The sequence below is a fragment of the Janibacter cremeus genome, from assembly GCF_013409205.1.
GTDB lineage: Bacteria > Actinomycetota > Actinomycetes > Actinomycetales > Dermatophilaceae > Janibacter > Janibacter cremeus.
The window spans coordinates 1,848,982-1,874,542 of record NZ_JACCAE010000001.1 but is presented as its reverse complement, the minus strand read 5'-3'; the positions used below and the strand labels follow the sequence as shown (position 1 = coordinate 1,874,542).

At 71.3% G+C, this 25,561-nt stretch carries 21 protein-coding genes and 1 riboswitch; of the genes, 6 read left to right on the top strand and 15 right to left on the bottom strand.

What is annotated here, in order from left to right; genetic code table 11:
• The first annotated feature begins 11 nt into the window (after positions 1-11).
• From recC to recD, 3 genes are read left to right on the top strand one after another with little or no spacing between them, the layout of a single operon-like run.
• On the top strand, positions 12-3,446 hold the full coding sequence (recC, locus tag BJY20_RS08895; RefSeq protein WP_185991202.1) for an exodeoxyribonuclease V subunit gamma: 3,435 nt from the start codon (positions 12-14) through the stop codon (positions 3,444-3,446).
• Entirely contained in the window at positions 3,443-6,883 is a 3,441-nt protein-coding gene (locus tag BJY20_RS08890) for a UvrD-helicase domain-containing protein (protein WP_185991201.1), read from the top strand. Before recC ends, BJY20_RS08890 begins: the two co-directional genes overlap by 4 nt.
• Positions 6,880-8,823, top strand: coding sequence for an exodeoxyribonuclease V subunit alpha (recD, locus tag BJY20_RS08885; RefSeq protein WP_185991200.1), 1,944 nt, complete (start codon positions 6,880-6,882; stop codon positions 8,821-8,823). Before BJY20_RS08890 ends, recD begins: the two co-directional genes overlap by 4 nt.
• Positions 8,824-8,935: 112 nt before the next feature.
• Here the strand turns inward: recD and BJY20_RS08880 are convergent, their stop codons facing one another.
• From BJY20_RS08880 to BJY20_RS08835, 10 genes are all read right to left on the bottom strand, one after another.
• Complete coding sequence (locus BJY20_RS08880; protein ID WP_185991199.1) at positions 8,936-9,436, bottom strand: ASCH domain-containing protein; 501 nt, start codon at positions 9,434-9,436, stop codon at positions 8,936-8,938.
• A gap of 19 nt (positions 9,437-9,455) precedes the next feature.
• A complete protein-coding gene (locus tag BJY20_RS08875) occupies positions 9,456-10,223 on the bottom strand; it encodes a thioesterase family protein (RefSeq protein ID WP_185991198.1) in 768 nt (255 codons plus the stop codon).
• Positions 10,224-10,249: 26 nt separating this feature from the next.
• Positions 10,250-11,077, bottom strand: coding sequence for an ABC transporter permease (locus tag BJY20_RS08870; protein WP_185991197.1), 828 nt, complete (start codon positions 11,075-11,077; stop codon positions 10,250-10,252).
• Positions 11,074-12,048, bottom strand: coding sequence for an ATP-binding cassette domain-containing protein (locus BJY20_RS08865; RefSeq protein WP_343062828.1), 975 nt, complete (start codon positions 12,046-12,048; stop codon positions 11,074-11,076). The genes BJY20_RS08870 and BJY20_RS08865 overlap by 4 nt, the downstream gene beginning before the upstream one ends.
• Positions 12,049-12,064: 16 nt before the next feature.
• Positions 12,065-12,826, bottom strand: coding sequence for a (2Fe-2S) ferredoxin domain-containing protein (locus BJY20_RS08860; protein ID WP_221935287.1), 762 nt, complete (start codon positions 12,824-12,826; stop codon positions 12,065-12,067).
• Positions 12,823-13,629, bottom strand: coding sequence for an ABC transporter ATP-binding protein (locus tag BJY20_RS08855; protein ID WP_185991195.1), 807 nt, complete (start codon positions 13,627-13,629; stop codon positions 12,823-12,825). Before BJY20_RS08855 ends, BJY20_RS08860 begins: the two co-directional genes overlap by 4 nt.
• Positions 13,626-14,666 (bottom strand): FecCD family ABC transporter permease, encoded by a 1,041-nt coding sequence (locus BJY20_RS08850; protein WP_185991194.1) that lies wholly within the window; start codon positions 14,664-14,666, stop codon positions 13,626-13,628. The genes BJY20_RS08855 and BJY20_RS08850 overlap by 4 nt, the downstream gene beginning before the upstream one ends.
• The gene (locus tag BJY20_RS08845; protein ID WP_185991193.1) at positions 14,663-15,712 is read right to left on the bottom strand and encodes an ABC transporter substrate-binding protein; all 1,050 of its coding nucleotides are present in this window, start codon (positions 15,710-15,712) and stop codon (positions 14,663-14,665) included. Before BJY20_RS08845 ends, BJY20_RS08850 begins: the two co-directional genes overlap by 4 nt.
• Positions 15,712-16,668 carry an ABC transporter substrate-binding protein gene (locus tag BJY20_RS08840; RefSeq protein WP_246297138.1) on the bottom strand — a complete coding sequence of 319 codons (957 nt, stop codon included), beginning with the start codon at positions 16,666-16,668 and terminating at the stop codon, positions 15,712-15,714. The genes BJY20_RS08845 and BJY20_RS08840 overlap by 1 nt, the downstream gene beginning before the upstream one ends.
• Before the next feature lie 90 nt (positions 16,669-16,758).
• A riboswitch (cobalamin riboswitch) is annotated at positions 16,759-16,956 on the bottom strand.
• A complete protein-coding gene (locus BJY20_RS08835) occupies positions 16,954-17,958 on the bottom strand; it encodes an LLM class flavin-dependent oxidoreductase (protein WP_185991191.1) in 1,005 nt (334 codons plus the stop codon). Its footprint overlaps the riboswitch before it by 3 nt.
• Before the next feature lie 128 nt (positions 17,959-18,086).
• Between BJY20_RS08835 and BJY20_RS08830 the strand changes: the two genes are divergently transcribed.
• The 3 genes from BJY20_RS08830 (at position 18,087) to BJY20_RS08820 (ending at position 19,707) form a co-directional block, all read left to right on the top strand.
• The gene (locus tag BJY20_RS08830) at positions 18,087-18,593 is read left to right on the top strand and encodes a SprT-like domain-containing protein (protein WP_185991190.1); all 507 of its coding nucleotides are present in this window, start codon (positions 18,087-18,089) and stop codon (positions 18,591-18,593) included.
• A gap of 110 nt (positions 18,594-18,703) precedes the next feature.
• The gene (locus BJY20_RS08825; RefSeq protein WP_246297466.1) at positions 18,704-18,925 is read left to right on the top strand and encodes a mycoredoxin; all 222 of its coding nucleotides are present in this window, start codon (positions 18,704-18,706) and stop codon (positions 18,923-18,925) included.
• A 2-nt stretch (positions 18,926-18,927) separates the two neighbouring features.
• A complete protein-coding gene (locus tag BJY20_RS08820) occupies positions 18,928-19,707 on the top strand; it encodes a GTPase domain-containing protein (protein WP_185991188.1) in 780 nt (259 codons plus the stop codon).
• A gap of 70 nt (positions 19,708-19,777) precedes the next feature.
• Here BJY20_RS08820 and BJY20_RS08815 read toward each other — a convergent pair whose 3' ends face one another.
• The 5 genes from BJY20_RS08815 to BJY20_RS08795 form a co-directional block, all read right to left on the bottom strand.
• On the bottom strand, positions 19,778-21,046 hold the full coding sequence (locus tag BJY20_RS08815) for an SAM-dependent methyltransferase (protein WP_185991187.1): 1,269 nt from the start codon (positions 21,044-21,046) through the stop codon (positions 19,778-19,780).
• The gene (locus BJY20_RS08810; RefSeq protein WP_185991186.1) at positions 21,043-22,428 is read right to left on the bottom strand and encodes an FAD-binding oxidoreductase; all 1,386 of its coding nucleotides are present in this window, start codon (positions 22,426-22,428) and stop codon (positions 21,043-21,045) included. The genes BJY20_RS08815 and BJY20_RS08810 overlap by 4 nt, the downstream gene beginning before the upstream one ends.
• Positions 22,429-22,530: 102 nt before the next feature.
• On the bottom strand, positions 22,531-23,235 hold the full coding sequence (locus BJY20_RS08805; protein WP_185991185.1) for an alpha/beta hydrolase: 705 nt from the start codon (positions 23,233-23,235) through the stop codon (positions 22,531-22,533).
• Positions 23,235-24,497 (bottom strand): glutaminase, encoded by a 1,263-nt coding sequence (locus BJY20_RS08800; RefSeq protein WP_185991184.1) that lies wholly within the window; start codon positions 24,495-24,497, stop codon positions 23,235-23,237. Before BJY20_RS08800 ends, BJY20_RS08805 begins: the two co-directional genes overlap by 1 nt.
• A gap of 201 nt (positions 24,498-24,698) precedes the next feature.
• On the bottom strand, positions 24,699-25,541 hold the full coding sequence (locus tag BJY20_RS08795; RefSeq protein WP_185991183.1) for a MerR family transcriptional regulator: 843 nt from the start codon (positions 25,539-25,541) through the stop codon (positions 24,699-24,701).
• Between the last annotated feature and the right edge of the window lie 20 nt (positions 25,542-25,561).

The following is a 25,561-nucleotide window of genomic DNA, read 5'->3' as shown; positions in this document are numbered from 1 at the left end:
ACGGTCTGATCGTGGCACTTCACCTCCACCGCGCGCAGCGGACCGACCTCCTCGCCGAGGGCCTCGGTGAGCTGCTGGCGAGCCCGCTGCCCGACCCCTTCGCGCAGGAGGTCGTGGTCGTGCCCGAGCAGGGCATCGAGCGGTGGTTGGCGCAGCGCCTCTCGCACCGCCTCGGCACGGGCGAGCGGGGCGGTGACGGAGTGTGCGCCGGCATCCGCTTCCTGCGGCCGCGTTCCCTGGTCACGATGCTCACCGGCCGCGACGAGGACGACCCGTGGCTGCCGCAGCACCTGGTGTGGCCGCTGCTGGAGGTCATCGATGCCGCCATCGGCGAGCCCTGGTGCGCGGCACTGAGCCGGCACCTCGGCCACGGTTCTGCCGACGAGGACCTCTTCGAGGTGCGGGCGGGTCGACGCTACTCCGTCGCGCTGCGTCTGGCGCGACTCTTCCACCGTTACGGCCAGAGCCGTCCGACGATGCTCACCGACTGGAGCCGGGGGCGCGACAGCACCGGCGGCACCGCCCCCCTGGCCGACGACCTGGCCTGGCAGCCCGAGCTGTGGCGACGCCTCCGGGCCCGCATCGACGCACCCACGCCGGACGTGCGCCACCGCGAGACGGTGGCCCGGTTGCAGGCCCTGGGCGAAGGGGGGACCGCCACGGCTGACGCGGATGACCGCGACGGGCTGGATCTGCGGCTCCTTCCGGAACGGCTCTCCCTCTTCGGGCACACGCGCCTCGCGGTCACCGAGGTCGAGCTGCTCGAGGCGCTCGGGCTCTCCCGTGACGTGCACCTGTGGCTGCCGCAGCCCTCGCCCGTGCTGTGGGACCGACTCGCCGACGCCGGAGCGACCGGGGTCGTGCCACGATCGCAGGACCGCACGAGCGATCTGGTCCACCACCCGATGCTCGCCTCGCTCGGCCGCGACTCCCGCGAGCTCGTGCGGGTCCTCGGTGACCGGGCCGAGGATGCCACCGCCCCGGCGGCGGCCCCGGCCTTCCCGCAGACCGTCCTGGGCTGGTTGCAGTCGGACCTGCGCGAGGACCATGTCCCCGATGCCGCTGAGCAGGCCGCCCGCACCGTCCCCGATGCCGACCGGTCGATCCAGGTCCACGCCTGCCACGGCCCCGCCCGTCAGGTCGAGGTGCTGCGTGAGGTGCTCGTCGGTCTCCTCGAGGACGACCCGAGCCTTCAGCCGCGCGACGTGCTCGTCATGTGCCCGGACGTGGAGACCTACGCGCCCCTCATCGGTGCGGCCTTCGGCCTCGGCGACCACGGCACCGACGCCGAGGGTGTCGACACCCACCCCGCGCACCGGCTGCGGGTGCGCCTGGCCGACCGCTCGCTGCGGGCGACCAACCCTCTGCTCGACGTGGCCGACCGACTCGTCGCCCTCGCCGGTGGTCGCCTCACCGCGAGCGAGGTGCTCGATCTGGCCGCGAGCGAGCCGGTGCGCCGCCGCTTCGCCCTCGGCGACGATGACCTCGAGACGCTGACCGGCTGGGTCGGCGACTCCGGTATCCGGTGGGGCTACGACCAGGAGCACCGCGCCCCCTTTCGCATGGAGGTGGAGCACCAGGGGACGTGGCGGTTCGGTCTCGATCGACTGCTGCTCGGGGTCGCCGTGTCCGCCGACGGGCCCCTCCAGGTCGGCGAGGTCATGCCGCTCGACGACGTCGGCAGCGGTTCCGTCGACCTGGTGGGCCGCGTCACCGAGATGCTCGAGCGAATCGGCTCCGGCCTCGACACCCTCGAGGCTGCCCGCACGGCCGGCGAGTGGATGAGCGGGCTGACCGAGGCCGTGCTGTCCCTCACCGATGTCCCGGTTCGCGAGCGCTGGCAGGTCGGGGACCTGCAGCGCACCCTCACCCGCGCTGCCCGCCACGCCGACGACAGCGTGCCGCTGCGACTGGCCGACGTGCGCGTCCTGCTCGCCGACCAGCTGGCCGGACGCCCGAGCCGGGCGAGCTTCCGCACCGGCGGGCTGACCGTCTGCACGATGACCCCGATGCGCTCGGTGCCCCACCGCGTCGTGTGCCTGCTCGGCATGGACGACGACGCCTTCCCGCGCCAGCAGACCGTCGACGGCGACGACGTCCTCGCCCGCGTGCCGCTGACCGGCGAGCGCGACGCCCGCAGCGAGGACCGGCAGCTCCTCCTCGACGCCGTCCTCGCCGCCCGCGAGCGCCTCGTCATCACCTACACCGGCTCCGACGAGCGCAGCGGCGAGCACTGCCCGCCGGCGGTACCGCTCGGGGAGCTCATCGATGCCGCTCGCGAGACGACGAGCGCGCCGGTCGAGGTGGTCGCGCACCCGCTGCAGCCCTTCGACGCCCGCAACCTCGCTCCCGGAGCGCTGGCCGGGGCTGGTGCGGCGACGTCGGACGGGTCGACCGCTCCACCACGGCCCTTCACCTTCGACCGCTCCGCGCTGGCTGCCGCCCGCGCGAGCCTCGGTGAGCGCACCGAGCCGGGGCGACTCCTCACGCAGCCGTTGCCCGGTCAGTCCGTCGAGGACGTCGCGCTGGCCGACCTGATCACCTTCTTCGAGAACCCGGCGCGGGGATTCCTGCGCGACCGACTGCACGTCGGGGTCTCCCGGGAGGCCGAGGAGGTCAGTGACCGGCTGCCGATCGACCTCGACGGCCTGCAGAAGTGGGCCATCGGCGACCGCGCCCTGCGCGCCCGGCTCGCCGGTGACGACGCGCGCGAGATCTACCGGGCCGAGCTGCTGCGGGGGGAGCTTCCGCCGGCGGGGCTCGGCGCGATCACCCTCGAGGAGATCGGTCGACAGGTCGAGCAGCTCATGGCCCAGGTGGCCAGCGGCCCCGCCGACCCGAACCGGTCGGTCGACGTCGAGGTCGCCCTGCTCGGCAACCGCCGGCTGACCGGGACCATCGACGGCGTCCGCGGGATGCACCTCGTCGACGTCACCTACTCCCGCCTCGGCCCCAAGCAGGAGATCGGCTCGTGGATCCGCCTGCTCGCCCTCACCGCCACTGGTGGTGACGACGAGCCGTGGCAGGCGTCAGCCCTGGGCAAAGGGTCTCGGGGGTCGGTCGCCCGCGCCACCCGCGGACCGCTGCCGCGCGAGGCAGCCCGCTCGCACCTGTCCGCGCTGATCGACCTCTACGCGCTCGGCCTCACCGCGCCGCTGCCCCTGCCGGTCAAGACCGCGCACGCCTGGGCCCAGGCCATCGAGCGCAACCACACCCTCGCCCGGGTCGCGACCACCAGGGCCCGGGGTGAGTGGGAGCCGACCCGGATGCGCAACGGCGGGGTCATCCCCGGCGAGCAGGACGACTCGTGGTGGCAGCTCGTCCACGGGAACCGGGCCCCCTTCGCCGTCCTGCTCGACGACGTCGCCGGGTCGGGCACGAACCTGGCCGCCCTCGCCCCGAAGGTGTGGGGCCCGGCCATCGACAACATCACGGGGACCGCATGAGCACACTGACCCCCTTCGACGTGACCGCAGACCTGCCGACCGGCACGGTCCTGCTCGAGGCGAGCGCCGGCACCGGCAAGACGTGGACTATCGGCGCCCTGGTCGCCCGCTACATCGCCGACGGCACACCGCTGGAGGAGATGCTCGTCATCACCTTCGGCCGCGCGGCCTCCCGCGAGATGCGCGAACGGGTGCGCGGGCACCTGCGCCACGTCCACCAGCACCTCGTCGACCCCGACCTCACCAGCGACGACCCGGTCGTGGCCCTCCTGCGGGACGGGAGCCCGGACGAGGTGGCCCTGAAGGAGCGTCGACTGCGGGACGCGCTGACCCACTTCGACGCGGCGACGATCGCCACGACCCACCAGTTCTGCCAGCTCGTGCTGCGCGGGCTCGGCGTGGCCGGTGACTCCGACCCGCACTCCCGGCTCGTCGAGGACCTGTCCGACCTGCGCGACGAGGTCGTCGACGACCTGTACGTGCGCGGCTTCGCCGGTGGGGGCACGCCCGCCTTCACCCGGGCACGTGCCGGCGAGATCGCGCGTGCCGTCACGGAGAACCCCCACGCCACCCTCGACCCGCACACGCGCGACGACGGGTCCGCCGATGCGCGGATGCTGGGTTTCGCCCACCTCGTGCGCACGGAGATGGACCGTCGCAAGCGCCGCCTCGGGGTGCTCGGCTACGACGACCTGCTCTCCCACCTGGCGAGCGCCCTCGAGGCCGAGGACTCGCCCGCCCGCGAGCGGATGCGCCAGCGCTGGAAGGTCGTGCTCGTCGACGAGTTCCAGGACACGGACCCGGTGCAGTGGCAGGTGCTCGACCGCGCCTTCACCGGGCACAGCACGCTCGTGCTCATCGGCGACCCGAAGCAGGCGATCTACGGCTTCCGTGGCGGTGACGTCGACACCTACCTCACCGCCTCCGCCACGGCGACGACCAAGCACACCCTCGGAGTCAACCACCGCTCCGACGGGCCACTCGTGCGCAGCCTCGGGGTGCTTCTGGGCGGCTCTCAGCTCGGCGACCCCGAGATCGTCGTCCACCCGGTGAGCGCGGCGAAGGGGGGATCGCGCCTGGGTACGAGAGAGCGCACCGCCCCCGAGGGGATGCTCGCCCCGGTCCGGCTACGGGCGATCACGACCGAGCGGATCCTGCCGCCCGGCGAGAAGTCCGTCGCCATCTCGGCGGTGCGCCCGCTCGTGGCGGACGACTGCGCCGCCGAGATCACCCGGCTGCTGGCACGGGGCACGACCTTCGACGCTCGTCCCCTGCGTGCCGGGGACGTCGCCGTCCTCGCGCACACCCGCAGCCAGCTCGACCACGTGCGCCGGGCACTCACCGCGGTCGGGCTGCGCTCGGTCATCGTCTCCAGCGACAGCATCTACGCCTCTCCCGCCGCCGCGGCCTGGCTGACCCTGCTCGAGGCGATGGAGCTGAGCCACCGACCCGAGCGGGTGCGCGCGGCGGCGCTGACCCCCTTCGTCGGGGCGAACGCCGCCACTTTGGACGAGCGTGGCCACGACCTCACCGAGGAGGTCGCCCACCGGATGCGCACGTGGGCGGGGCTGCTCTCACGGCGTGGGGTGGCCGCGGTGCTCGCGGCGGCCAGCGCCGACGGTCTTGATGCGCGGGTGCTCTCCCGGACCGATGGTGAGCGTCTGCTGACCGACCTGCGCCACGTCGGCGAGACGCTCCACCAGCGCGTCGTCACCGAGGGTGACGGTCTTGCCTCGCTCACCGCGTGGCTGCGCGAGCGGATCGGCGCCACCCGCAAGGAGGAGCGCGCCCGGCGACTCGACAGCGACGCGGACGCCGTGCACCTGGCGACCATCCACTCGAGCAAGGGGCTGCAGTACCCGATCGTCATGCTGCCCTTCGTCGCCGACCGGTGGCTGCCGACACCGGACGTGCTGCACTTCCACCGCGAGGACCGCACCCGCTGCCTCGACATCGGGATCCGCTCCGACGAGGGGCGCGCCGACCGGCTCACGCGGGCGGCCGACGAGGAGAGCGGCGAGTCGCTGCGGCTGCTGTACGTCGCGATGACGCGCGCGCAGAGCCAGGTCGTGACGTGGTGGTTCCCGTCGGCGAAGAACACCGCCCCCTCCCCCCTGCACCGCGTGCTCCTCGGACGTCGCGAGGGCCAGGGCGAGGTTCCCGCCAGCCACCCCGTCCCCGGCGACGAGACCCTGATGGACCGGCTCGAGGAGTGGGAGCGCCGGGGGGCGCTGCGTGTCGAGCTCGTCGACGAGGCGGCTCCCATGACCATCGAGGCGGCCGCGCCGGTGACGGACCTGTCCGTGCGCTCCTTCACCCGCAGCGTCGACACCCAGTGGCGTCGCACCTCGTACACGGCGCTCACCCGCCCGCTGGACGAGGCGCCCCGCCCCGCGGAGGAGCTCGTCGTCAGCGAGCCGGAGGTCACCGAGCGCCAGGACGACGAGGGCGGCGCCCGGGGGCGCGACGGAACGGCTCCGATGCTCCGCCCGGGTGAATTGCAGGGCGATGTCCCGCTCGCTGCCGTCCGTGGGGACGCCCCCGACGATGACGAAGGGGGGCACCTCCCCTCGCCCATGGCCGAGTTGCCCGTCGGGGCCGGCTTCGGCTCCCTCGTGCACGCGGTGCTGGAAGAGGCGGACGTGTCCGCGCCCGACCTGCTCACGCAGCTGCGGGCGCACGTCGAGGAGCAGGTCGTCCACTGGCCCGTGCCCGACCTCGACCGTGACACCCTCGCCGAGGCGCTCGTCGAGGTCATCGACACCCCGCTCGGTCCGCTCGCGCCGGGGACCTCCCTGCGCGACATCGGCAGCAGCGACCGGTTGTGCGAGATGGACTTCGAGCTACCGCTCGGAGGTGGCGACGACGCGGGCGACGCCGTCGACCAGGCACTGCTCGGTGATCTCGCGACGCTCATGCGCGAGCACCTGCCCGAGGGAGACCCGGTGCTGCCCTTCGCGGACGTGCTGGAGGACCCGCTGCTCGGGGGCCAGGCCCTGCGCGGGTACCTCACCGGCTCCGTCGACATCGTCCTGCGCGTGGGCGGACGCCACCTCGTCGTCGACTACAAGAGCAACTGGCTCGGCCCCGCGGACACTCCGCTGACGACCGGACACTACGAGCCGGACGCCCTGCGCGAGGCGATGAACCACTCGTCCTACCCGCTCCAGGCGATCCTCTACGGCGTGGTCCTGCACCGTTTCCTGCGCTGGCGCCAGCCCGGGTACGACCCGCAGGAGCACTTCGGCGGGGTGCTCTACCTGTACCTGCGCGGCATGGCCGGGACCCAGACGCCCATCGTCGACGGCCACCCCACGGGCGTCTTCTCCTGGCAGCCGCCGATTGCCCTGGTCGAGGCCCTCTCCGACCTGCTCGACGGGCGCCGCCCCGCGACGACCGACGCACCTCGCGAGCACGGGACCCAGGAGGCACGATGACCACGGTCGAGCAGGACCGGTACGACCGTCGCCTGGCCCTCGGCGCGACCGGCGACCTCGCGGACCTGAACGCCGCTGGCATCATCGAGGCCGCCGACGTGCACGTCGCCACCCGGTTGGCGCAGCTCGTCGACGAGCACGACCCGCTCGTGCGCGTGACGCTCGCACTCGTCGTGCGCGCCGCCCGCGAAGGATCGACGTGCCTGGAGCCCGAGCACGCTCACGAGCTGCTCACCGAGACCGCGACCGGCGAGGAGGACGACCTTTCGGTTGATGTTCTCGCGAGCGGAGCTTCGCCCGCAGGCAACTCCACCGGTGACGTGGCCACCAAAGATGCCTGGACTGACCTGCCGCCTGCCGATGAGTGGCTGCAACGCGTGGCCGACAGCGCACTCACGGCCGCCGGGGTGCTGCGGGTCGAGCACGGCCTGGTCTACCTCGACCGCTACCACCGCGAGGAGGTGCAGGTCGCCGAGGACCTCGCCCGACGCGCCGCCACCCCCGCGCCGGCCGTCGACGAGGCGAAGCTCGCGGCCGGGCTGCAGCGGGTCTTCCCCGGTGCGAGCTGGACCGAGCAGAGCGATGCCGTGCGCACCGCCGTCACCCGCCTGACCACCGTGCTCGCGGGCGGCCCCGGAACCGGCAAGACCTCGACCGTCGCCGGCCTCCTGACGCTGCTGCTCGAGCAGGCGGAGGCCACCGGCCGCCGCCCACGTATCGCGCTGGCCGCACCGACCGGCAAGGCCGCCGCCCGCCTGCGGGAGTCGGTCATCGAGTCCCTCGCAAGGCTCTCCCCCCAGGACCGGGAGCGTCTGGGCACGGATATCGAGGCCGTGACCGTCCACCGCCTGCTCGGGTGGCGCCCGGACAGCGGCAACCGCTTCCGCCGCGGGCGCGGCAACCCCCTACCGCACGACATCGTCGTCGTCGACGAGGCGTCGATGCTCTCGCTGACACTCACCGCCCGACTCCTCGAGGCACTACGCCCCAACACCCGTCTCCTGCTCGTCGGCGACCCCGACCAGCTGGCCTCCGTCGAGGCCGGTGCGGTGCTCGCCGACCTCGTCGCCGGCTACGGCGAGGGCGGTTCCCCGAGGGACGGCGAGGGCGATGCCCTTGGGTCCCACGCTACGAGTGGGTGGTACGACGAAGCACCCTCGAAGGAAGCCCCGAAGAGGGGCAGCAGCCCGGTCGCGCGACTGGAGACGTCGCACCGGTTCGGCGCGGAGATCGGAGCCCTGGCCGAAGCCGTACGGGTCGGCGATGCCGACAGGGCTCTGTCGACCCTCGCCTCGGCCACACCGGGTGGTCCGGTGCAGCACATCCACGTCGACCACGTCCTCGAGGCCGACGAGGCGCTGCGACCACGGCTGCTGGAGCACGCCCTGCGGTTGCGTCGGCTCGCCCTCGACGGGGAGTACGCGGCGGCCCTGCACGAGCTCGGGGAGCACCGGCTGCTCTGCGCCCACCGCGACGGCCCCTGGGGCGTCGGCCCGTGGAACGACCGGGTCGAGCGCTGGCTCGGCGAGGCGACCGACTACCACGGCCGGCAGCAGGTCGGGCGGCCGCTGCTCGTGACCGCGAACGACCGCGGCCTCGGGCTCTTCAACGGCGACGCCGGGGTGATGTCACTGCGCCGGGACGGCCGCGTTGTCGGGGTCTTCGGCGAACCCGGGGCGCCGCAGGTGCACGCCGCGACGTCCCTCGCGGACGTCGACACCGCTCACGCGATGACGATCCACAAGAGCCAGGGCAGCCAGGCGACCTCGGTGACCGTGCTCCTGCCCGACGCGGACTCACGACTCCTGACTCGCGAGTTGCTCTACACCGCGATCACCCGCGCGCAGAAGTCAGTCCTCCTCGTCGGCTCGCAGGAGGCGATCCGCGCCGCGATCACCCGTCGCACCCAGCGCGCCACCGGCCTGCGCCACCGCGTCTGACCAACCCCTGTCGCCGAGTCATGGCGAGGGGTCGCAGAACACTGCGGATTCCGACCCCTCGCCATGACTCGACGTGCCCGTGGACACGTCGGGGCAGTGGGGGCGTGGGGTATCAGTCGGCGTCGGAGGACTCGGCGTGCAGGACACGGAAGCGCTCGAGCACGACCGGCATGTCCGACGCGAAACCCTTGTCGTGGCCCGCGTGCTCGGTGAAGAACTCCTCGTGAACGCGCCGCCAGTACGCCAGAGTCCGGTCCCCCTCCCCCTCGGCGTGGGCATGGTCCTCGTCGACCTCGTCGAAGGGGACGGTGCGCACGTCCGTGGTGACGACGAGGGCGCGCGGCGTCCCGGAGCTGTCGACGACGATGCCCAGGGTGCCCGCCACGGGCAGGTCCTCCCCCTCGGCCTCGTAGTCCCACAGGGCCGACGCCGTCGCGGTCTTCGATCCATCGAGCACCAGGCCGAGCAGCTCATCGGCCTGCTCGGGCGTGGCTCCGAAGGCCCAGGCCGGGGGTCGCAGTGTCGCCAAGACGCTCTCGCCCATGTACGAGCTCAGGGTCGCCAGCTGAGCATGCTGCTGCGCACGCTCCCAAAAGGCCTCGATGTCATCCATGCCCCCATCCTGCCTCGGATCAGGGCCGCACCGTGAGGATCTGGTCCATCGTCCCGACGGCACCCGACTCGTCGTGCAGGACGGTACTCGTCACCCCGGTCCCGCCGGGCCCGAAGGAGACGCTCGTGTCGAAGCCGAGCCACTCCCCCCGCGGCTGACGGAACAGGTGCGCCGTCAGGTCGAGGTTGGGGAAGGCGACCTCCTGCGGGCTGACCCGGACGGCGATCCCGTTGGCGATGTCGAGGAGTCGTGCCGCATGGGCGAGCGGGCTCACGTCATCGTCGTCGACGAGCGCCACGTCCGAGCGCACCCAGGCCCGGGCCCGACCCGGCGCGTCCTGAGCGCGGCGCACCTCGGCCGAGGCGATGAACCCACCCGGCCACACCGTGCTCATGTCCCACACCGGCGTCTGCTCCACCGAGGGCATGGGCGCGTGGTGGTCACCGGCCAACTCACCGGTCTCGCCCGCCTGCATCAACCAGGCACGGAGCGTGACCGCGGGACGGCCGGCGTGCGCGAGCGTCGCCTCGACGAGCTCGATCGTGCGCCCCGGCCGGATGACGCGCACGGAGGTCTCGACCTCCTCGACCGCGACCGTGCCCAGGATGTCGAAGGAGAGGCGCCCGATGACCTTGTCCCCGGCACGCTCCTCACGGTCGCACTCGACCGCGTGCACCAGCAGGCCGAGAGCGGGTGCGATGTGCTGCTCACTCGTGCGCCAGGCTCCGGTGGTGTGCCGGGTCGCGCGGTAGGAGTGCGCACCGGCGCGCTCGAAGTAGTGCTCCATGTGATCGCTCCTCCTGGAGAGGCGGGTCAGCGCAGGACGGTGCGCTGGTAGGTCCTGATCGACAGTGGCACGAAGATCGCGAGGATGAGGAGCACCCAGGCGAGCGTGTAGATCTCCGCGTGCTGCAGAGCCCAGGTGTACTCGGCGGCCTCACGGGCCGCCTGCCCGGTCATCCCCTGACCGGCGAGGGAGTCGAGGTTGCCGAAGTTCTCGCGGGCGGCGTGCGCCAGTGTCGAGACGGGATTCCAGCCGGCGAAGGTCCGCAGCACCGCAGGCAGGTTCTCTGCGGGGACGAAGGTGTTGGCGATGAACGTCAGCGGGAAGATGACGAGGAAGGAGGCGTTGCCGACGATCTCCGGGCTGCGCACCTTCAACCCGACCCACGCCATGATCCAGCTGATCGCGTAGGCGAAGAGCAGCAGGAGCAGGAATGCGAGCGTCACCGGGACGATGCCCTCGTGCACTCGCCACCCGATGGCCAGTCCGGTCACGGCCATGACGATGAGGGAGATGACGTTGTTGACCACATCCGACAGGGTGCGACCGATGAGGACCGCACCGGGGTGCATCGGCAGCGTACGAAAGCGGTCGATGACCCCCTTCTGCATGTCCTCGGCCATCCCGAAGCCGGTGTACGTGCCGCCGAAGACGACGGTCTGGGCAAAGATGCCGGCCATCATGAACTCGCGATAGCCGTCTGCATTGCCCATCGCGAGCGAGCCGAAGACGAAGCCGAAGAGCAGCACGAACATGATCGGCTGCAGCGTGGTGAAGACGAGCAGGTCGGGGACCCGCTTGATCTTGATCAGGTTGCGCCGGACGATCGTCCAGGAGTCGCTGGCGAGGTGGTTCATGCGCTCTCCTCCTGGGTGGCGCCCTCGTCCTCGGCGCGGTGACCGGTCAGGGAGAGGAAGGCGTCGTCGAGGGTGGGACGGCGGATACCGATGTCCTGAACGGTGATCCCCTCGCGACCCAGCCGCCCCACGGCGTCGACGAGCGCGTTCGTCCCGGTGTCGATGGGGATGGTGATCGTTCGTGTGTGCTCGTCGACGTCAGCGTCTGCGATCCCCACCGGCGTCAGGACGGTGATGGCGTCGCCGATGCGGTCAGCGTCGGCCACGGTGACCGTCAGTCGCTCACCACCGACCTTCGCCTTGAGCTGGTCGGCGCTCCCCTGCGCAATGATCTCGCCCTGGTCGATGACGACGATGTCGTCGGCGAGGAAGTCGGCCTCCTCCAGGTACTGCGTCGTCAGCAGCACGGTCGCACCACTACCGACGAGCTCGCGGATGACCTCCCACATGTCGCCGCGCGAGCGCGGGTCCAAGCCGGTCGTCGGCTCGTCCAGGAAGACCACCGGTGGTCTTGTGACGAGCGCACCGGCGAGGTCGAGGCGGCGGCGCATGCCACCGGAGTAGGTCTTCGCCGGCCGGTCCGCGGCGTCCTCGAGTCGGAAGTCGGCGAGCAGCTCGTCGGCCCGGCCCCGCGCCGCCCGGCCACCGAGGTGGTAGAGCCGACCGATCATCTCGAGGTTCTCCCGGCCGGAGAGGTACTCGTCGACCGCGGCGTACTGCCCGGCGACCCCGATCTGCGAGCGGACGGCGAGCGGGTTGGCGACGACGTCGATGCCGGCGACGTTCGCTCGGCCCGAGTCCGGCTTGATGAGGGTGGAGAGGATGCGCACCGCCGTCGTCTTGCCGGCACCGTTGGGCCCGAGCACGCCGAGCACGCTTCCGGCGGGGACGGCGAGGTCGATGCCCTTCAGGGCCCGGACCTGCCCGTAGTTCTTGGTCAGGCCCTCGGCCTCGATCGCTGCACCACTCACGACCGACAAGGCTATGTCAATCCGCCCCCGGCACACGACCGAGTTCTGGCGGCCGTACCAGGCGATGTTCGGCGACCGGCGTACCGCGCAGGAGGTGCTGCTCGATGATGCTCCCGGCACCATCGGGGTCCACCGCCGAGTACCAGACGTCATCGGGCTGAACCACCACCACCGGTGCGTGATTGCACGGGAAGAGGCATCCGGTGACCGTGACGAGCGCCCGGTCATCTGCGTGGCCGTCCGCGCGCAGCCCAGCAGTGATCGCCCCGAGAGTTCCCTCGGATCCCGCCGCAGTACACCGCGGGCCCCGGCAGACCAGGACGTGATGCCGATGGCCCGGGACCTCGTCCCAGGCCGCGGACGTCAGCCCGGCCTCGTCACCGGTGATCCGCCGAGTCTCTCGCAGCGCAGTCATGACGCCCTCGACGGTGGGGTCCCGGCGCAGCATCGTGGTTGCCACGTGGACGGTTGGCAGGGGCAGGGACGCGGCACGGCGTCCACGCACCCAGTGGCCGGCGATGCGCCTCAGCCAGGAGTTGGCAGGGCCCGTGGACCCCAGCCGCGCGGCGACCAGACGGACGTCCTCGGCACCGTTGTCAGCCAGCCGGGTCAGCGCGGCGGCCAGCGATGGATCAGCCATCTGCAGGAATGCGACGCTCGCCCCCGTGGCCGCGGCCAACCGGTCGAGATCACAGCGGTCAGCAGCCTCTCGCGGCGACATACCGACGAGGACGAAGGGGGAGGACGTCCCCCCTTCGTCTCGTGCGGCGGCGCTCATCGGGCGCCCTCCTCGATGAGGCCCGCCCACCGCACGTGGGGCCTTGCGACCCGCGGATGCCGCTCGACGTCTGCGTCGACGCGGTACACGTCGGCGACGAGCTCGGGGGTGAGCACCTCATCAACCGTGCCTGATCTGACGAGGCGGCCACCCTCCAGGACGGCGGCGTCGTCGCAGAAGGCAGCGGCCAGCTCGAGATCGTGCAGGGCCGCGATCGTGGTCACCCCGAGGGAGCGGATCCGGGTGAGGAAGTCGATCTGGTGGTGCAGGTCGAGATGGTTGGTCGGCTCGTCCAGCAGAAGCAGCGACGGCTGCTGCGCCAGCGCCCGCGCCAGCTGCACCCGCTGGCGCTCACCCCCCGACAACGTCGCCCACGAGCGGTCGACCAGATGGGAGACCTCGGCGAGCTGCATGGCCTCACTCACGACGGAGTGGTCCTCGTGCGTGGCGTCCCGCCTGCGGTGGGGGATGCGCCCGAGCTCGACGACCTGGCGCACGGTCAGCTGCAGACCGGTGTCCGCGTGCTGCTCGACCAGGGCCAGGGTGCGTGCCCGGGTCCGGGGCCTCATCCGGCGAAGGGGGCGCGGCGGGTCACCCACCTCGATGCGCCCCGTCGACGGTTTGCGCACCCCGGAGAGGAGGGAGAGGAAGGTCGTCTTGCCGGACCCGTTGGGCCCCAGGAGGGCCGTCACGCGGCCGGGCTCGCCCGACAGCGTCACCCCGTCCAGCACGGTCGTGTCGTCGACCGTCCACGAGACGCCGTGAGCCGCCCAGGCGACGCCGGCGCTGGTGATGCAGCTCATCCGAGCCTTCTCCTCTCCCGGTGCAGCAGCAGTGCGAACACCGGTGCACCGACGAGTCCGGTCACCACGCCCAGCGGGACCTCCTGGCTCTCCACGAGGGTGCGTGAGAGCGTGTCCGCCCCCACGAGCGCGGTGGCGCCGAGGATCGCTGACAGCGGCAGGAGCACGCCGTGGGCCGGCCCGATCAGCAAACGGACCACATGCGGCACGACCAGCCCGACGAACCCGATGAGACCCGCGTACGCGACCGCGCAGGCGGTCACCAGCGCCGTCAGTCCCAGCAGCGTCCACCGGACCCGCTCCACGTGGATCCCGAGAGTGCGGGCGGTGTTCTCCCCGAAGGCGAAGGCGTCCAAGGTCCTGGCGAAACCGATGAGCACCACCGTGGCGAGGACTGCGACGACCACGAGGAAGACGGCGGAGGACCAGCGCACGCCGGCCACCGACCCGAGGGTCCAGTGCAGGACCTGGTTGGCGGTGTTCCGGTCGCCGAGCACGGTCACCATGAAGGAGACGGCCGACGAGCACGCCAGGCCCACGGCGACACCTGCCAGCACGGTGCGAGCCGGTGGCAGGTCCCCTTCGCGGGTGGCCGAGAGGGCCAGCACGAGTGCCAGCGCCCCGAGGGCTCCCACGAAGGCGCCGATCGCCAGCGCCGCCGTGCCGAGGATGCCGGCAACGGGGAACCCGAGCACGATGACCGCGACCGCGCCGACCCCACCTCCGCCGGAGATCCCGAGCAGGTAGGGATCGGCGAGGTCGTTGCGGGTGAGTGACTGGAGCACCGCACCCGAGATCGCCAGTGCGGCTCCGACCGCAGCCGCCCCGAGCACCCGGGGCAGCCGCAGCTGCCACACGATCTGGTCGGTGAGAACCGTGACGTCGAAGTCCCCGATGTGCATGCGACGGGCCACCGTCGCCAGCGCATCCTGGGCCGGGATGGCCACCGGACCGGCGGTCAGGGCGTGCACCATGGCCGCCACGAGCGTCAGGACCGCCGCGAGCGTCATCACCGCGGAGAGAGACTGGGACCTCATCGCGTGCCCAGCTCGTCGTACTCCGCCAACCCCTCGGCCACGGTCTGCGCACCCTCCACCAACCGGACACGGGAGAGGGTCATCTGCGACGGGACCGTGACATAGCGTCTGTTCTTCACCGCGGTCAGCTGCGACAACGCCGGGTCGCTCTCGAGGAACTCGATCTTCTCCTGCGCGCTGGAGCTGGACCAGTCCGCGAGCACGATCACGTCGGGGTCGGCGGCGACCACCTTCTCCCAGCTCACGACCTCGAAGTCATCGTTGATGTGACCGAAGATGTTCCTCGCGCCGGTTGCCCCGAGGATCACCTGCGGGCCGCCCCCACCGGCGCCCACGATGGGGGACTTCGTGTGCATGTCGTACCAGAAAACCGAGATGCCCTCGCCGGGCGAGAGGTCCTGCAGTCGATCCATCGTCTGCCGCTGCCGCTCGACCAGGCGTTCGGCTCTCTCCGGGACACCGAACAGACGCCCGATGTCAGTGATCTCGGCCCATGCGGCCGGGAAGGAGCTCTTCGCCCTGTCCTCTTCCTTCGAGCACTGGAACGACGATCTGTAGGTCGGGATGCCCTGGTCGGCCAGCTCGTCGCGGGTGCCGACATCCTTGGACGTGAAGGCCGAGTGCTCGGTGGCGATGGCGAAGTCCGGTTCGGCCGACAGGAAGACCTCCTGCGACGGGTACTCCTCGGCGAGGACCTCGATCGAGTCGTAGGCCTCTTTCCACCGCTCGGGCACTGGCTGGCGGGAAGAGGTACCCGCGACCCGATCAGCCAGGTCCAGCGCGAGGACCATCTCGGTCGCCGCATGGTTCATCATCACCGCACGCCCAGGCGGCTCCTCGAGCGTCACCTGCCGACCACAGTTGTCGATCGTGACCGGGAAGCCGTCCCGCGAGGCTCCGTCCGAGGCGCTCGGGTCGGGCTCCGGCGCCCCCGCGCAGGACGCAAGCAGCCCCACGACGATGGCACTGCCGACGAAAGCGCCGCACCGCTGGGCGGGCCGCGACCAGGCGCGGGACGTCCCCCTTCGCGCCACGCCGCGCCCCATCACTTGCCCAGCTCCTCGAACTGGGCCAACTGCTCGGACACGGTCTGCGCGCCCTCGACCAATCGCACACCCGGGGTGCTCGCGGCGAACGGCACCGTGACGTAACGCGTCTGCTGCACCGCGCCCAACTCGGAGAGCACCGGATCGTTCTCCAGGTACTCGATCTTCTCCTCGGCGGTGGACCACGCGGCATCGGCGAGGACGATGACCTCGGGGTCGGCGGCGACGACCTGCTCCCAACTCACCTCCTCCCAGCTGCTGTCCGCAAGGTCCGCGAAGATGTTGGTGGCACCGACGGCGTCCAGGACCAGCTGCGGCCCACCACCGCCGCCACCGACGAAGGGGGTCTTGGTGTTGGAGTCGTACCAGAGGACGTCGATGCCCTCACCGGTCGAGGTCGCCCGGACGTCGTCGAGAGCCTGCTCCTGCTCCTGCACGACCTGCGCTCCCCGGTCCTTCACGCCGAAGATCGTGGCGACGTCCTCGATCTCCGTCCACGCGGACTCGAAGGACGCCTCGGGCTGGTCCTTCTCGTCCGGGCAGCCGAACGGCGAGAGGTAGGTGGGGATCTTCTGCGCGGCGAGCTCGTCGCGGGTCCCGACGCTCTTGGCGTCGAAGGCCGAGGCGTAGGAGGCGTAGGCGAGGTCGGGCTCCGCCTCGAGGAAGGTCTCCTGCGAGGGGTACTCCTTGGCGAGCACCGGAACCGAGTCGTAGGCCCCACGCCACTGCTGCGCCACCTGGTCGTCGAGGTAGGCGGTTCCGGCCAACCGGTCCTCGAGTCCCAGCGCCAGGGCCACCTCGGTCGCGCCCTGGTTGAGCGTGATCGCCTCTTCGGGTGCCTTCTCAAGGGTCACGTCCTGACCGCAGTTGTCGATCGTGACCGGGAAGGCGCCCGACGACGCGGGGGTGGGTCCACCCCCTTCGCCCGACGGGGCCTGCGCACAGGAGGCAAGCATCCCGGCACCGACCAAGGCGCTGACAATGAACCCGGCACGACACCGGGAAGAACGCGACACAACAGAACGCATGGTTCTCCAAACCCTCGTGGACTCTTCTCCACCTCGGTCGGTCTCCTGACTGACGCGTCAACGTCGCAGGCCAGCCTTCCCGGATTGCTCCAGTGGCTTCCCCGGCGCGGGATCACTCCCGACCGACGACAAGGGCCTACGACTCGGCGATCACAGTGGCGAGGGCCGTGCCGGATTCATACCGGCTTCCCGTGCACCGAGGCTGGGGACACGCTACAGCACGCGCGGTGCGACGCCCCCGAGGATCTGCAGGGTGCGTACCCGCTGGTCGAGACCCGGCGCGGGGTTGGTCACCATCAGCTCGTCGGCATCGGCGAGCGCCGCGAAGTCCGCGAGCCCGGCCGCGACCTCGTCGCGGTCACCGGCGACGGTGTGCGTCAGCATGTGCTTGGCCTGGGCGCCGACCTGGGTGTCGAGGAGCGCGACGACCATGTCGTCGTCGATGCTCCCGGAGCCGACTCGACCGGCGAGCATCCGAACCCGGGCGTGCAGGACCTTCTCCTGCGCGGCCTTCGCCGTCGCAGAGTCGTCGGCCGCGATGACGTTCACCGCCGCGATGACATGTGGCTGCGCGAGCTGCTCGCTCGGGGTGAACCTCTCCCGGTAGACGCGTACCGCCTGCTCGAGCGCGTCCGGTGCGAAGTGGCTGGCGAAGGCGTACGGCAGTCCGTAGGCCGCGGCGAGCTGGGCGCCGAAGAGCGAGGAACCGAGGATGTAGAGCGGTACGTTCGTCCCGCGCCCCGGGTAGGCGTGGATGCCCTCGATCTGCGTCTGGCCGGTGAGGTAGCCCTGCAGCTCACGCACGTCCTGGGGGAAGGCCTCGGCAGCACGCGGATCGGTGCGCAGGGCACGCATGGTCGCGCCGTCGGTGCCGGGCGCGCGCCCCAGGCCCAGGTCGATGCGTTCGGGGTGCAGCTCGGCGAGGGTGCCGAACTGCTCGGCGATGACCAGCGGCGAGTGGTTGGGCAGCATCACGCCCCCCGAACCGACGCGGATGCGCTCGGTGCGAGCCGCGACGTGGGCGATGAGCACCGACGTGGCGGCCGAGGCGATCCGCGGCATGTTGTGGTGCTCGGCGAACCAGAGGCGCTTGAAGGTGCCGAGCTCGTCGGCGGTCTGTGCGAGCGTGACCGTCTCCGCCAGCGCCTCGGCGACCGGTCGACCGCGGCCCACGGTGGCCAGGTCGAGGAGGGAGAGGGGCGGCAACGCAGCAACCATGTCGCCATCGTCTCACCACGCACGTGCACGCCGGACGCCCCCCACCAGCCGCCGGCTGCGGCGCGAGCGGTCTGCGGGGAGCGGGCCTGCGAGCCGCGTTGTCAGGGGCGCCACCTACTCTCTGGCGCATGGACATCCAGGATGCGCGGGTGCTGGCGCGGGAGCTGATGGACGAGCACGGCCTCGGGGACTGGACGCTGGTCCTCGACCGCGCCAAGAGGCGCGCGGGGGTGTGCCGCTACACCGACCGGGCGATCGGCCTGAGCGCACACCTGACGCGCCTGCACACGCTGGACCAGGTCCGCGACACCGTCCTGCACGAGATCGCGCACGCCCTGGCCGGCCCCCGGGCCGCGCACGGACCGCGGTGGCGGGCGACGGCGACCGCCATCGGCGCCAGCCCTGATCGGTGCCTGCCCGAGGATGCTGCCCGGATCCCCGGCAGCTGGCTCGGCACCTGCCCACGGGGGCACACCGTCGACCGGCACCGACGTCCATCGAGGGTCCTGTCCTGCCGCCGGTGCGGCCCCGGCTTCAGCGTCGACTCGATCTTCACGTGGACCCATCACGGGGTGCCGACCGACCCGGGTGAGGGCTACCGCCGCGAGCTGGCCGGCATCCTCACGAGCCGCTGACCACGGGGTCGGGGATGGATTCCGGGCCTCGGCATGGTTGGCTGGTGGGTGTGAACGTTCGCGAGATCCTGCCCCCTGGCGTCGACCTGCCCTCCGCGGGCACGGTGACGATGTTCTCCACGACCTGGTGCGGCTACTGTCGTCGACTGAAGTCCCAGCTGGATCGCGAGGGCATCGGCTACACCGAGATCAACATCGAGAACACTCCCGGCACCGCCGAGCTCGTCGAGACGATCAACGGCGGAAACCAGGTGGTGCCGACGCTGCTCTACCCTGACGGCTCTTCCGCCGCCAACCCGTCGCTCGCCGACGTGAAAAAGCAGCTCGGCTGAGCATGGCCAGGCTCTCCCAGCCGACCAAGGCAGCGATCGGCACCAGCCTCGCCGGCGGTGCCATCTCGGCCCTGTCCAACGCACCGCTGCAGTTCGGGCACCTCTTCCGGGGGCGCTTCCCGACTGTGGCCGTGACGGGGATGACCGGTGTGGGCAAGACCCGCTTGGCTGACCGCCTCGCCCGCCGCGCCTCCGTCGAGGCCACTCTCGACGACGGCTCGGCGACGATGGAGCGACGCACCCGCAAGACCGCCAGGGGCCGGGGTTTCCGCTTCCGCGTCGTCCCCGGCGACAACGCCGCGACACGGCTGTCCGCGCTCGACGAGGTCTTCCACGACGACCCGGTCGACGGCGTCCTGCACGTCGTCGCCAACGGTCACGCCACCCCGCGCGGCAGCATGCCCGCTGATGCGACACGCGAGGCCCTGCTGGCGGCCGAGTTGGAGGACTTCGCGATCACCTCGCATCGGATCGCCTCGATGGCCGTGCGCCGGGACAAGCCGATCTGGGTGGTCATCGTCGTGGCGAAGGCTGACCTCTTCGTCGACGACGTGGACGCCGCCGTCCGGTACTACTCACCCGGCAGCGGCACCCCCTTCGGCGCCAAGGTCGACGAGCTGCGCTCGCTCGCCGGTGGTGCCCGCCTGTCCATCGACGTCATGCCGATGTTCACCGAGGCCCAGGCCTCGACCGGCAAGGAGAAGAAGCAGGCCGACCGCGGCTCCGCGCAGCTGATCAGCCGTCTGGAGTCCCGGATGGCCCAGCTCAGCGGCCACGTCTGACCGTCCAGGGCAGGGGCTCACTGTCGCGGAGCGACCTGCGCCCCCGGAATTCCCCGAACGGCGCGCGCCCTCAGAAGGTGTGCCGCAGCGGGTAGCTGCTGACCCCCTTCGCGTCCGTGCGGGTCGCGAGTACGTGGGAGAGCTCGATCTCGTCCCGCTCGAAGGCGACCCGTGATCCGGTCATGTACAGCCCCCACACGCGGGCGGTGCCCTCGCCGACCTCGGCGACGGCCTCGTCCCAGTGCGCCTCGAGGTTGCGATTCCACCCGGCGAGGGTCATGGCGTAGTGGGGCCGCAGGTTCTCGGCGTGCTGCACCTCGAGCCCGACGTCCTGGGCCTCGGCGAGCACCGTACCCATGCCGGTCAGCTCCCCGTCGGGGAAGACGTAGCGGTCGATGAACGCCCCCGTCTCGACGCGACGGTTGTCCGGCCGGGTGATGCAGTGGTTGAGCAGCCTTCCCCCGGGACGCAGCTTGTCGCGCAGGGCGGCGAAGTAGGCCGGGTAGTTGCGCACACCGATGTGCTCGGTGAGACCGATCGAGCTCACCGCGTCGAAGTCACCCTCCGGCACGTCCCGGTAGTCCATGAAACGCACCTCGGCGAGATCACCCAGCCCGGCACGGTCGATGGCCTCCTTGGCCCAGTCCGCCTGCGCGCGAGAGAGGGTCACGCCGAGCGACTTGACCCCGTACTCCCGGGCGGCGTGCATGACCATCCCGCCCCAGCCGCAGCCCACGTCCAGCAACCGCTGGCCGGGCTGCAGATCGAGCTTGCGGGCGATCAGGTCGTACTTGGCGAACTGCGCCTCCTCGAGCGAGGTCTCCACCGTCGGGAAGAGCGCACACGTGTAGGTCATCGAGGGCCCGAGGACCAGCTCGTAGAACCGGTTGGACACGTCGTAGTGGTGGCTGATGGCCTCGGAGTCGCGCTGCTTGCTGTGGCGCAGGCCCTCGAAGACGCGCCGCCAGCGCGGAAGGGTCTCCTGCGGCGGCACCGGCGGCGGGTCGAGGTGGCGCCACCCCAGGCCGCGCACGAGCTCCAGCGCCTCGCGCGGGCCGGGCAGGTTCCACCGCTCCTGGTTGCGCATGGCGTTCATCAACGGGTACGGGTCGCCCGGGTGGAAGCCCGTCGCGACGAGGTCCCCCATGATGTAGGCCCGCGCCACGCCGAGGTCACCGGGGGCCGTGAGCAGGTAGGACAGGCCACGCTCGGTTCGCAGGTCCATGGCGAAGGGCGCGTCCGGTGGCCCGGCGGAACTGCCGTCGTATGCCGTGATGTGCACCGGGAGTTCCTCCGGCACGAAGGATGCCAGCGCTTCAGCGATCGCGATCCTGCTCATTGCCTGCCCACCGCCTTCTCGTAGAGGCCGGTCAGCCGGCCATCCGGGTCGTAGTGCTGTCGTACTCGGGTGAGGTTCGCACCGTCGTAGAGGCGGTCGAACACCTCGCGCTCGTAGTAGGCCTCGGAGTAGAGGGACTTGTGTCCGCCCAACTCGTGCACCCTGGCCTCGATGGCCCGGTTGAGCGGGCCGTTCGGCGCGTCGTCGCCCACGGGCACCGTCCCCCAGAAGCCGACGTTGACGTAGGTCACCCCGGCGCGAAGGGGGTAGGTCGGCCAAGTGCGCACCCGGCCGTCGACCTGCCGCAGGCGAAGGGGGCACAGCCAGACCGGTCGCATGCCCACCTCCTCATCAAACCACTCGAGGAACTCCGGCAGCCGGTCGAGGGTCACCTCCACGTCCTGGATGACCCGCTCGCGCAGCGGTCGACCCGCGCGGGCGTCGAGGCGGTCGACGACGTCGAAGCGCCGGTCGAGGCCGATGATCTTGTGGTAGACGTCCGAGCGCCGCCAGCGGCGGGGCCAGGCGCGACGCACCCAGGGCTTCTGCACGCCGAAGGCGCCGGAGCACCAGAACCAGTCGGTGTCCCAGCGCCAGAGGTAGTCGTGGGTGGTGAGCAGGTCGGTGGTGCGCTCCTGCAGGGAGCGGTAGTAGATCTGCTGCCCGGTGTAGTCACTCGTCGGACCGGCCTCGTCGGTCCATGTCCCCAGGGTCAGGTAGAGCTCCTGGGGAGAGAAGGCGACGCCGTCCAGGGCGTCCACGCGGATCCCCTCGTGCTCGCCGGCGGCGATGATCGCCTCCACGGCCTCGACGAGCGCGGCCGCGTCGTCGAAGCGCAGGTGCCGCAGGGCAACCCGTGAGCGCACCGGCTCGAGCTCGATCTGCAGCCGGGTGGCGTAGCCCAACGAGCCGTACGAGTTGGGGAAGGCGGCGAAGAGGTCGGCGTGCTCACCGTCCGGGGTGGCCGTGACGACCTCGCCGGACCCGGTGAGGACGTCCATCTCAAGGACGGACTCGTGCGGCAGGCCGTTGCGAAAGCTCGTCGCCTCGATGCCCAGACCGGTGACCGCTCCGCCGAGGGTGATCGTGCGCAGCTGCGGCACGACGAGCGGGATGAGGCCGTGCGGCAGTGTGGCCGCGACGAGGTCCTCGTAGGTGCACATGCCCTGCACCTGCGCGATGCGGTGGTCGGCATCCACCTCGATGACGCCGGTCAGGCCGGAGACGTCGAGGCCGGGTGCGTCCGTGCCGGAGCGTGGCCGGAAGAGGTTCGAGGTCTTCTTCGCCAGACGCACGGGCGAGCCGTGCGGGATCGCCTCGTGCGACCGCACGAGGCGGTCGACGGCCTCGGCGTGCGAGGCCCAGCCAACTATCTGCGCCATACACACAACAGTATCCCTCGTCCCGTGATCCGCGACACCCGGATTCCGATCACCCGTCACCCGGGTCGCAGCTGTCCGGGCCACCGGCAATACGCACCGAATCTAGCGAGCGAAGTCGGCGATCACCTCGAGGCACTCGCTCGGCGCCTCCCACAGCGTGTTGTGGTCGCGTCCCGCCAGGAGCACTCGGCGCACGTGCGGGATGACCGTCTCGAGGGCCTCACTCATCTGCGGGGGCACGAGGGAGTCCTGCGCACCGTGGACGAGCAGCGTCGGCACCGTGATCCGGTCGGCGAGCGCGTCGGTCTCCCACCGGTCCGGCACGAGGAGACGAGGGAAGACCCGCACCACCCGACGCACCATCGCCGTCATCGAGGTGAAGGGCGAGACGAGGACCAGGCGACCGCTCCCTTCGCCATCCTGCAGAAGGCCGTCCGCGGCGAGGTGGGCCGCGACAGCGGATCCGAGCGACTCCCCCACCAGCACGGTGTCCGCGGCGGTCAGCCCCCCATCGCGCAGGTGAGCGAGTCCGTCGGCAGCGGCCGCGAGGATCCCCCGCTGGGAGATCCGCTGACCGATGGCCGGACCGTACCCGGGGTACTCGATCGCTGCGAAGCCGAGCCCCTGCCGGGCGAAGAGCTCCGCGAGTGGCGCGATCGAGGCCAGGTCGGACCCGTTGCCGTGCAGGTAGACCACGGTGCGCCCACCCGATGGCGCGGGTCGATGGAGCAGGTGAGTCCCACCCTTCGTGCTCTCGTGCTCGGTCCCGGTGTAGTCGGGCACCGGGTAGATCAGGCGACGCAGCATCAGATCGCCATCGGCGGCGGACCGAGCATGACCCCGTCGCCGGGGTCGGGGTCGGGCAGGACGTCACCGCTGTCGACGACGTGCACGACGTGGCCGTCGAGGCGCATCCGGCGCATCCCCTCCAGGAGCATCCGCCGGGCGACGTCCTCGATGTGGTGGACCTCGGTCAGGTCGACGACGACGATGCGCTCCGGCGGCGGGTCCGCGCTGAGCCACTGCAGGACGCGCTCCGCGGCGGTGAAACCCAGGAGACCGGACAGCTCGAAGACACGCACGGCGTCCTCGCCCTCACCGACGACGCGAACGGCGTGGACCACCGATCGGGCCGGTGGGGCGACCTCCATCAGGTGCAGCCGCATGTCGGCGGTCAACCGCTCGAAGGTCTGGATCCCGCGCACGCTGTTGCCGTGCGCGTCGAGCCGCGGGGAGAAGGTCGCGATGCCGAGCTGGCTGGGCAGGGCACCGAGAATCCCGCCGCCGACGCCGCTCTTGGCGGGGATGCCGACGGCCGAGACCCAGTCGCCGGCGGAGTCGTACATGCCGCAGGTGAGCATCACCGAGAGCAGCTGACGCACCTGCGCACCGGAGAAGACGCGCTTGCCGGTCACCGGTTGCACGCCCCCGTTGGCGAGAGTCGCCGCCATGACGGCGAGGTCACGGGCGGTCACGAGCACCGCGCACTGGCGGGCGTAGGCGCTGATCACCTCCTCGGCCGGGTCGGTGATCACCCCTTTGCTGCGCAGCATGTGCGCGATCGCCAGGTTGCGGTCGCTGGTGCGCACCTCGGACTGCCAGACCTCGTCGTCGACCCGCAGCTCACGGCCCGCCAGGTCGCACAGGAGGCGATGGATCAGATCGAACCGCTCATCGGCGTCGATGCCTTCCTTCCCGACGAGCGTGTGGGCCGTGATGGCACCGGCGTTGATCATCGGGTTGCGGGGTCGGCCGGTACTCGCCTCGAAGGAAAGCCCGTCGAAGGGGTCACCCGAGGGCTCGACGTCGACCTTCTCCAGGACGGCGCGCATGCCGCGATCGCGAAGGGCCAGGCCGTAGACGAAGGCCTTGGAGATCGACTGCATCGTGAACTCGACCTCGGCATCACCGACGGAGTAGATCGAGCCGTCGACCGTGGCCATGGCCAAGCCGAAGTACCTCGGGTCCACCCTCGTCAGCTCGGGGATGTAGGAGGCCAGCTCGCCACCCGTCGAGGGCGCGCAGGCATCGGCGACCTCGGCCAGGTAGTCCGGGACGGGAGTGCGCATGCGGCGATCCTGTCACGATCGGCTCCCTTCGCCCCCGATGACGGCAGGTGCTACCGCCACCGGCGAGATTACCGGCGGGTACGACGACCACTCGAGCGAGGCGCCGACCGGGGAACCCCGGAAATTCAAGGGTAGTTCCGGCAACGTCGTGACGAGTGGTCGTCGTACCCGCGCGTAACATCCTCCGGCCGCGCGTGCGGTTCAGGCCAGGGGCACGCAGACCTCGGTACTCAGGTCCTCCGGCGAGGTCTCGCTGGGGTCGCTCAGGTAGCGGTTGAAGCCGAGTCGCTCGATCGGGTCGTCGAGACCCGCCCGGTCGGCGAGCGCCAATCCCTCTGCAGCGGCGAACTCCTCGATGCGGGAGTGCGCCTCGCTGATGAGCGTGTACGGTCCCTCGACCCGGGCCATGACGACCTGCTGCTCGGGGACCTCGTGCATCTCGAGTGGGGCCTCGACGGTGGTCCCGGCGGGGACGGGTAGCCAGATAGACAGGGTCGGGTCGCTCTCGCGGTACTCCGGATCGTGCTCGAAGACGCCGCCCGGGCCGATCGGGGCGATCTGCTGGCGGGTGAGCTCGGGGATGAACTGCCCCCAGAGCCGACCTTCCTGGTCGTAGGCGGGGACTGTGCCACGGAGGGCGACGACGGTGCGGGCCGGGACGACCTCGCAGCTGACGGTGATGGCGGACATGGTGGATCCTTCCTGATCCAGGAGCTGGTCGATGAGCGCCAGTCGCTCCCGGGCAGCGCGCAACTCGTCAGCGAGGGCCGACCGCTGCAGGACCAGTGCCTGGCAGTAGCTCTCGGTGCCGCGGGCGGCGAGGAGGACCGAGATGGCGGACACGGTGAAACCCACGTCGCGCAGGCGGCGCACGTGCGCCGCCTGCGCGAGCTGCTCCTCGGCGTAGCGGCGGTAGCCGCTGTCCGGATCCACCTCGGCGGGGACGAGGACGCCGTGGTCGCCGTAGTGGCGCAGCATCCGCACGGACAAACGGCTCCGGGAGGAGAATTGCCCGATCGACATGGGTCTCGCGGTGTCGGTCATGGCTTCACTGTGGGACCTCA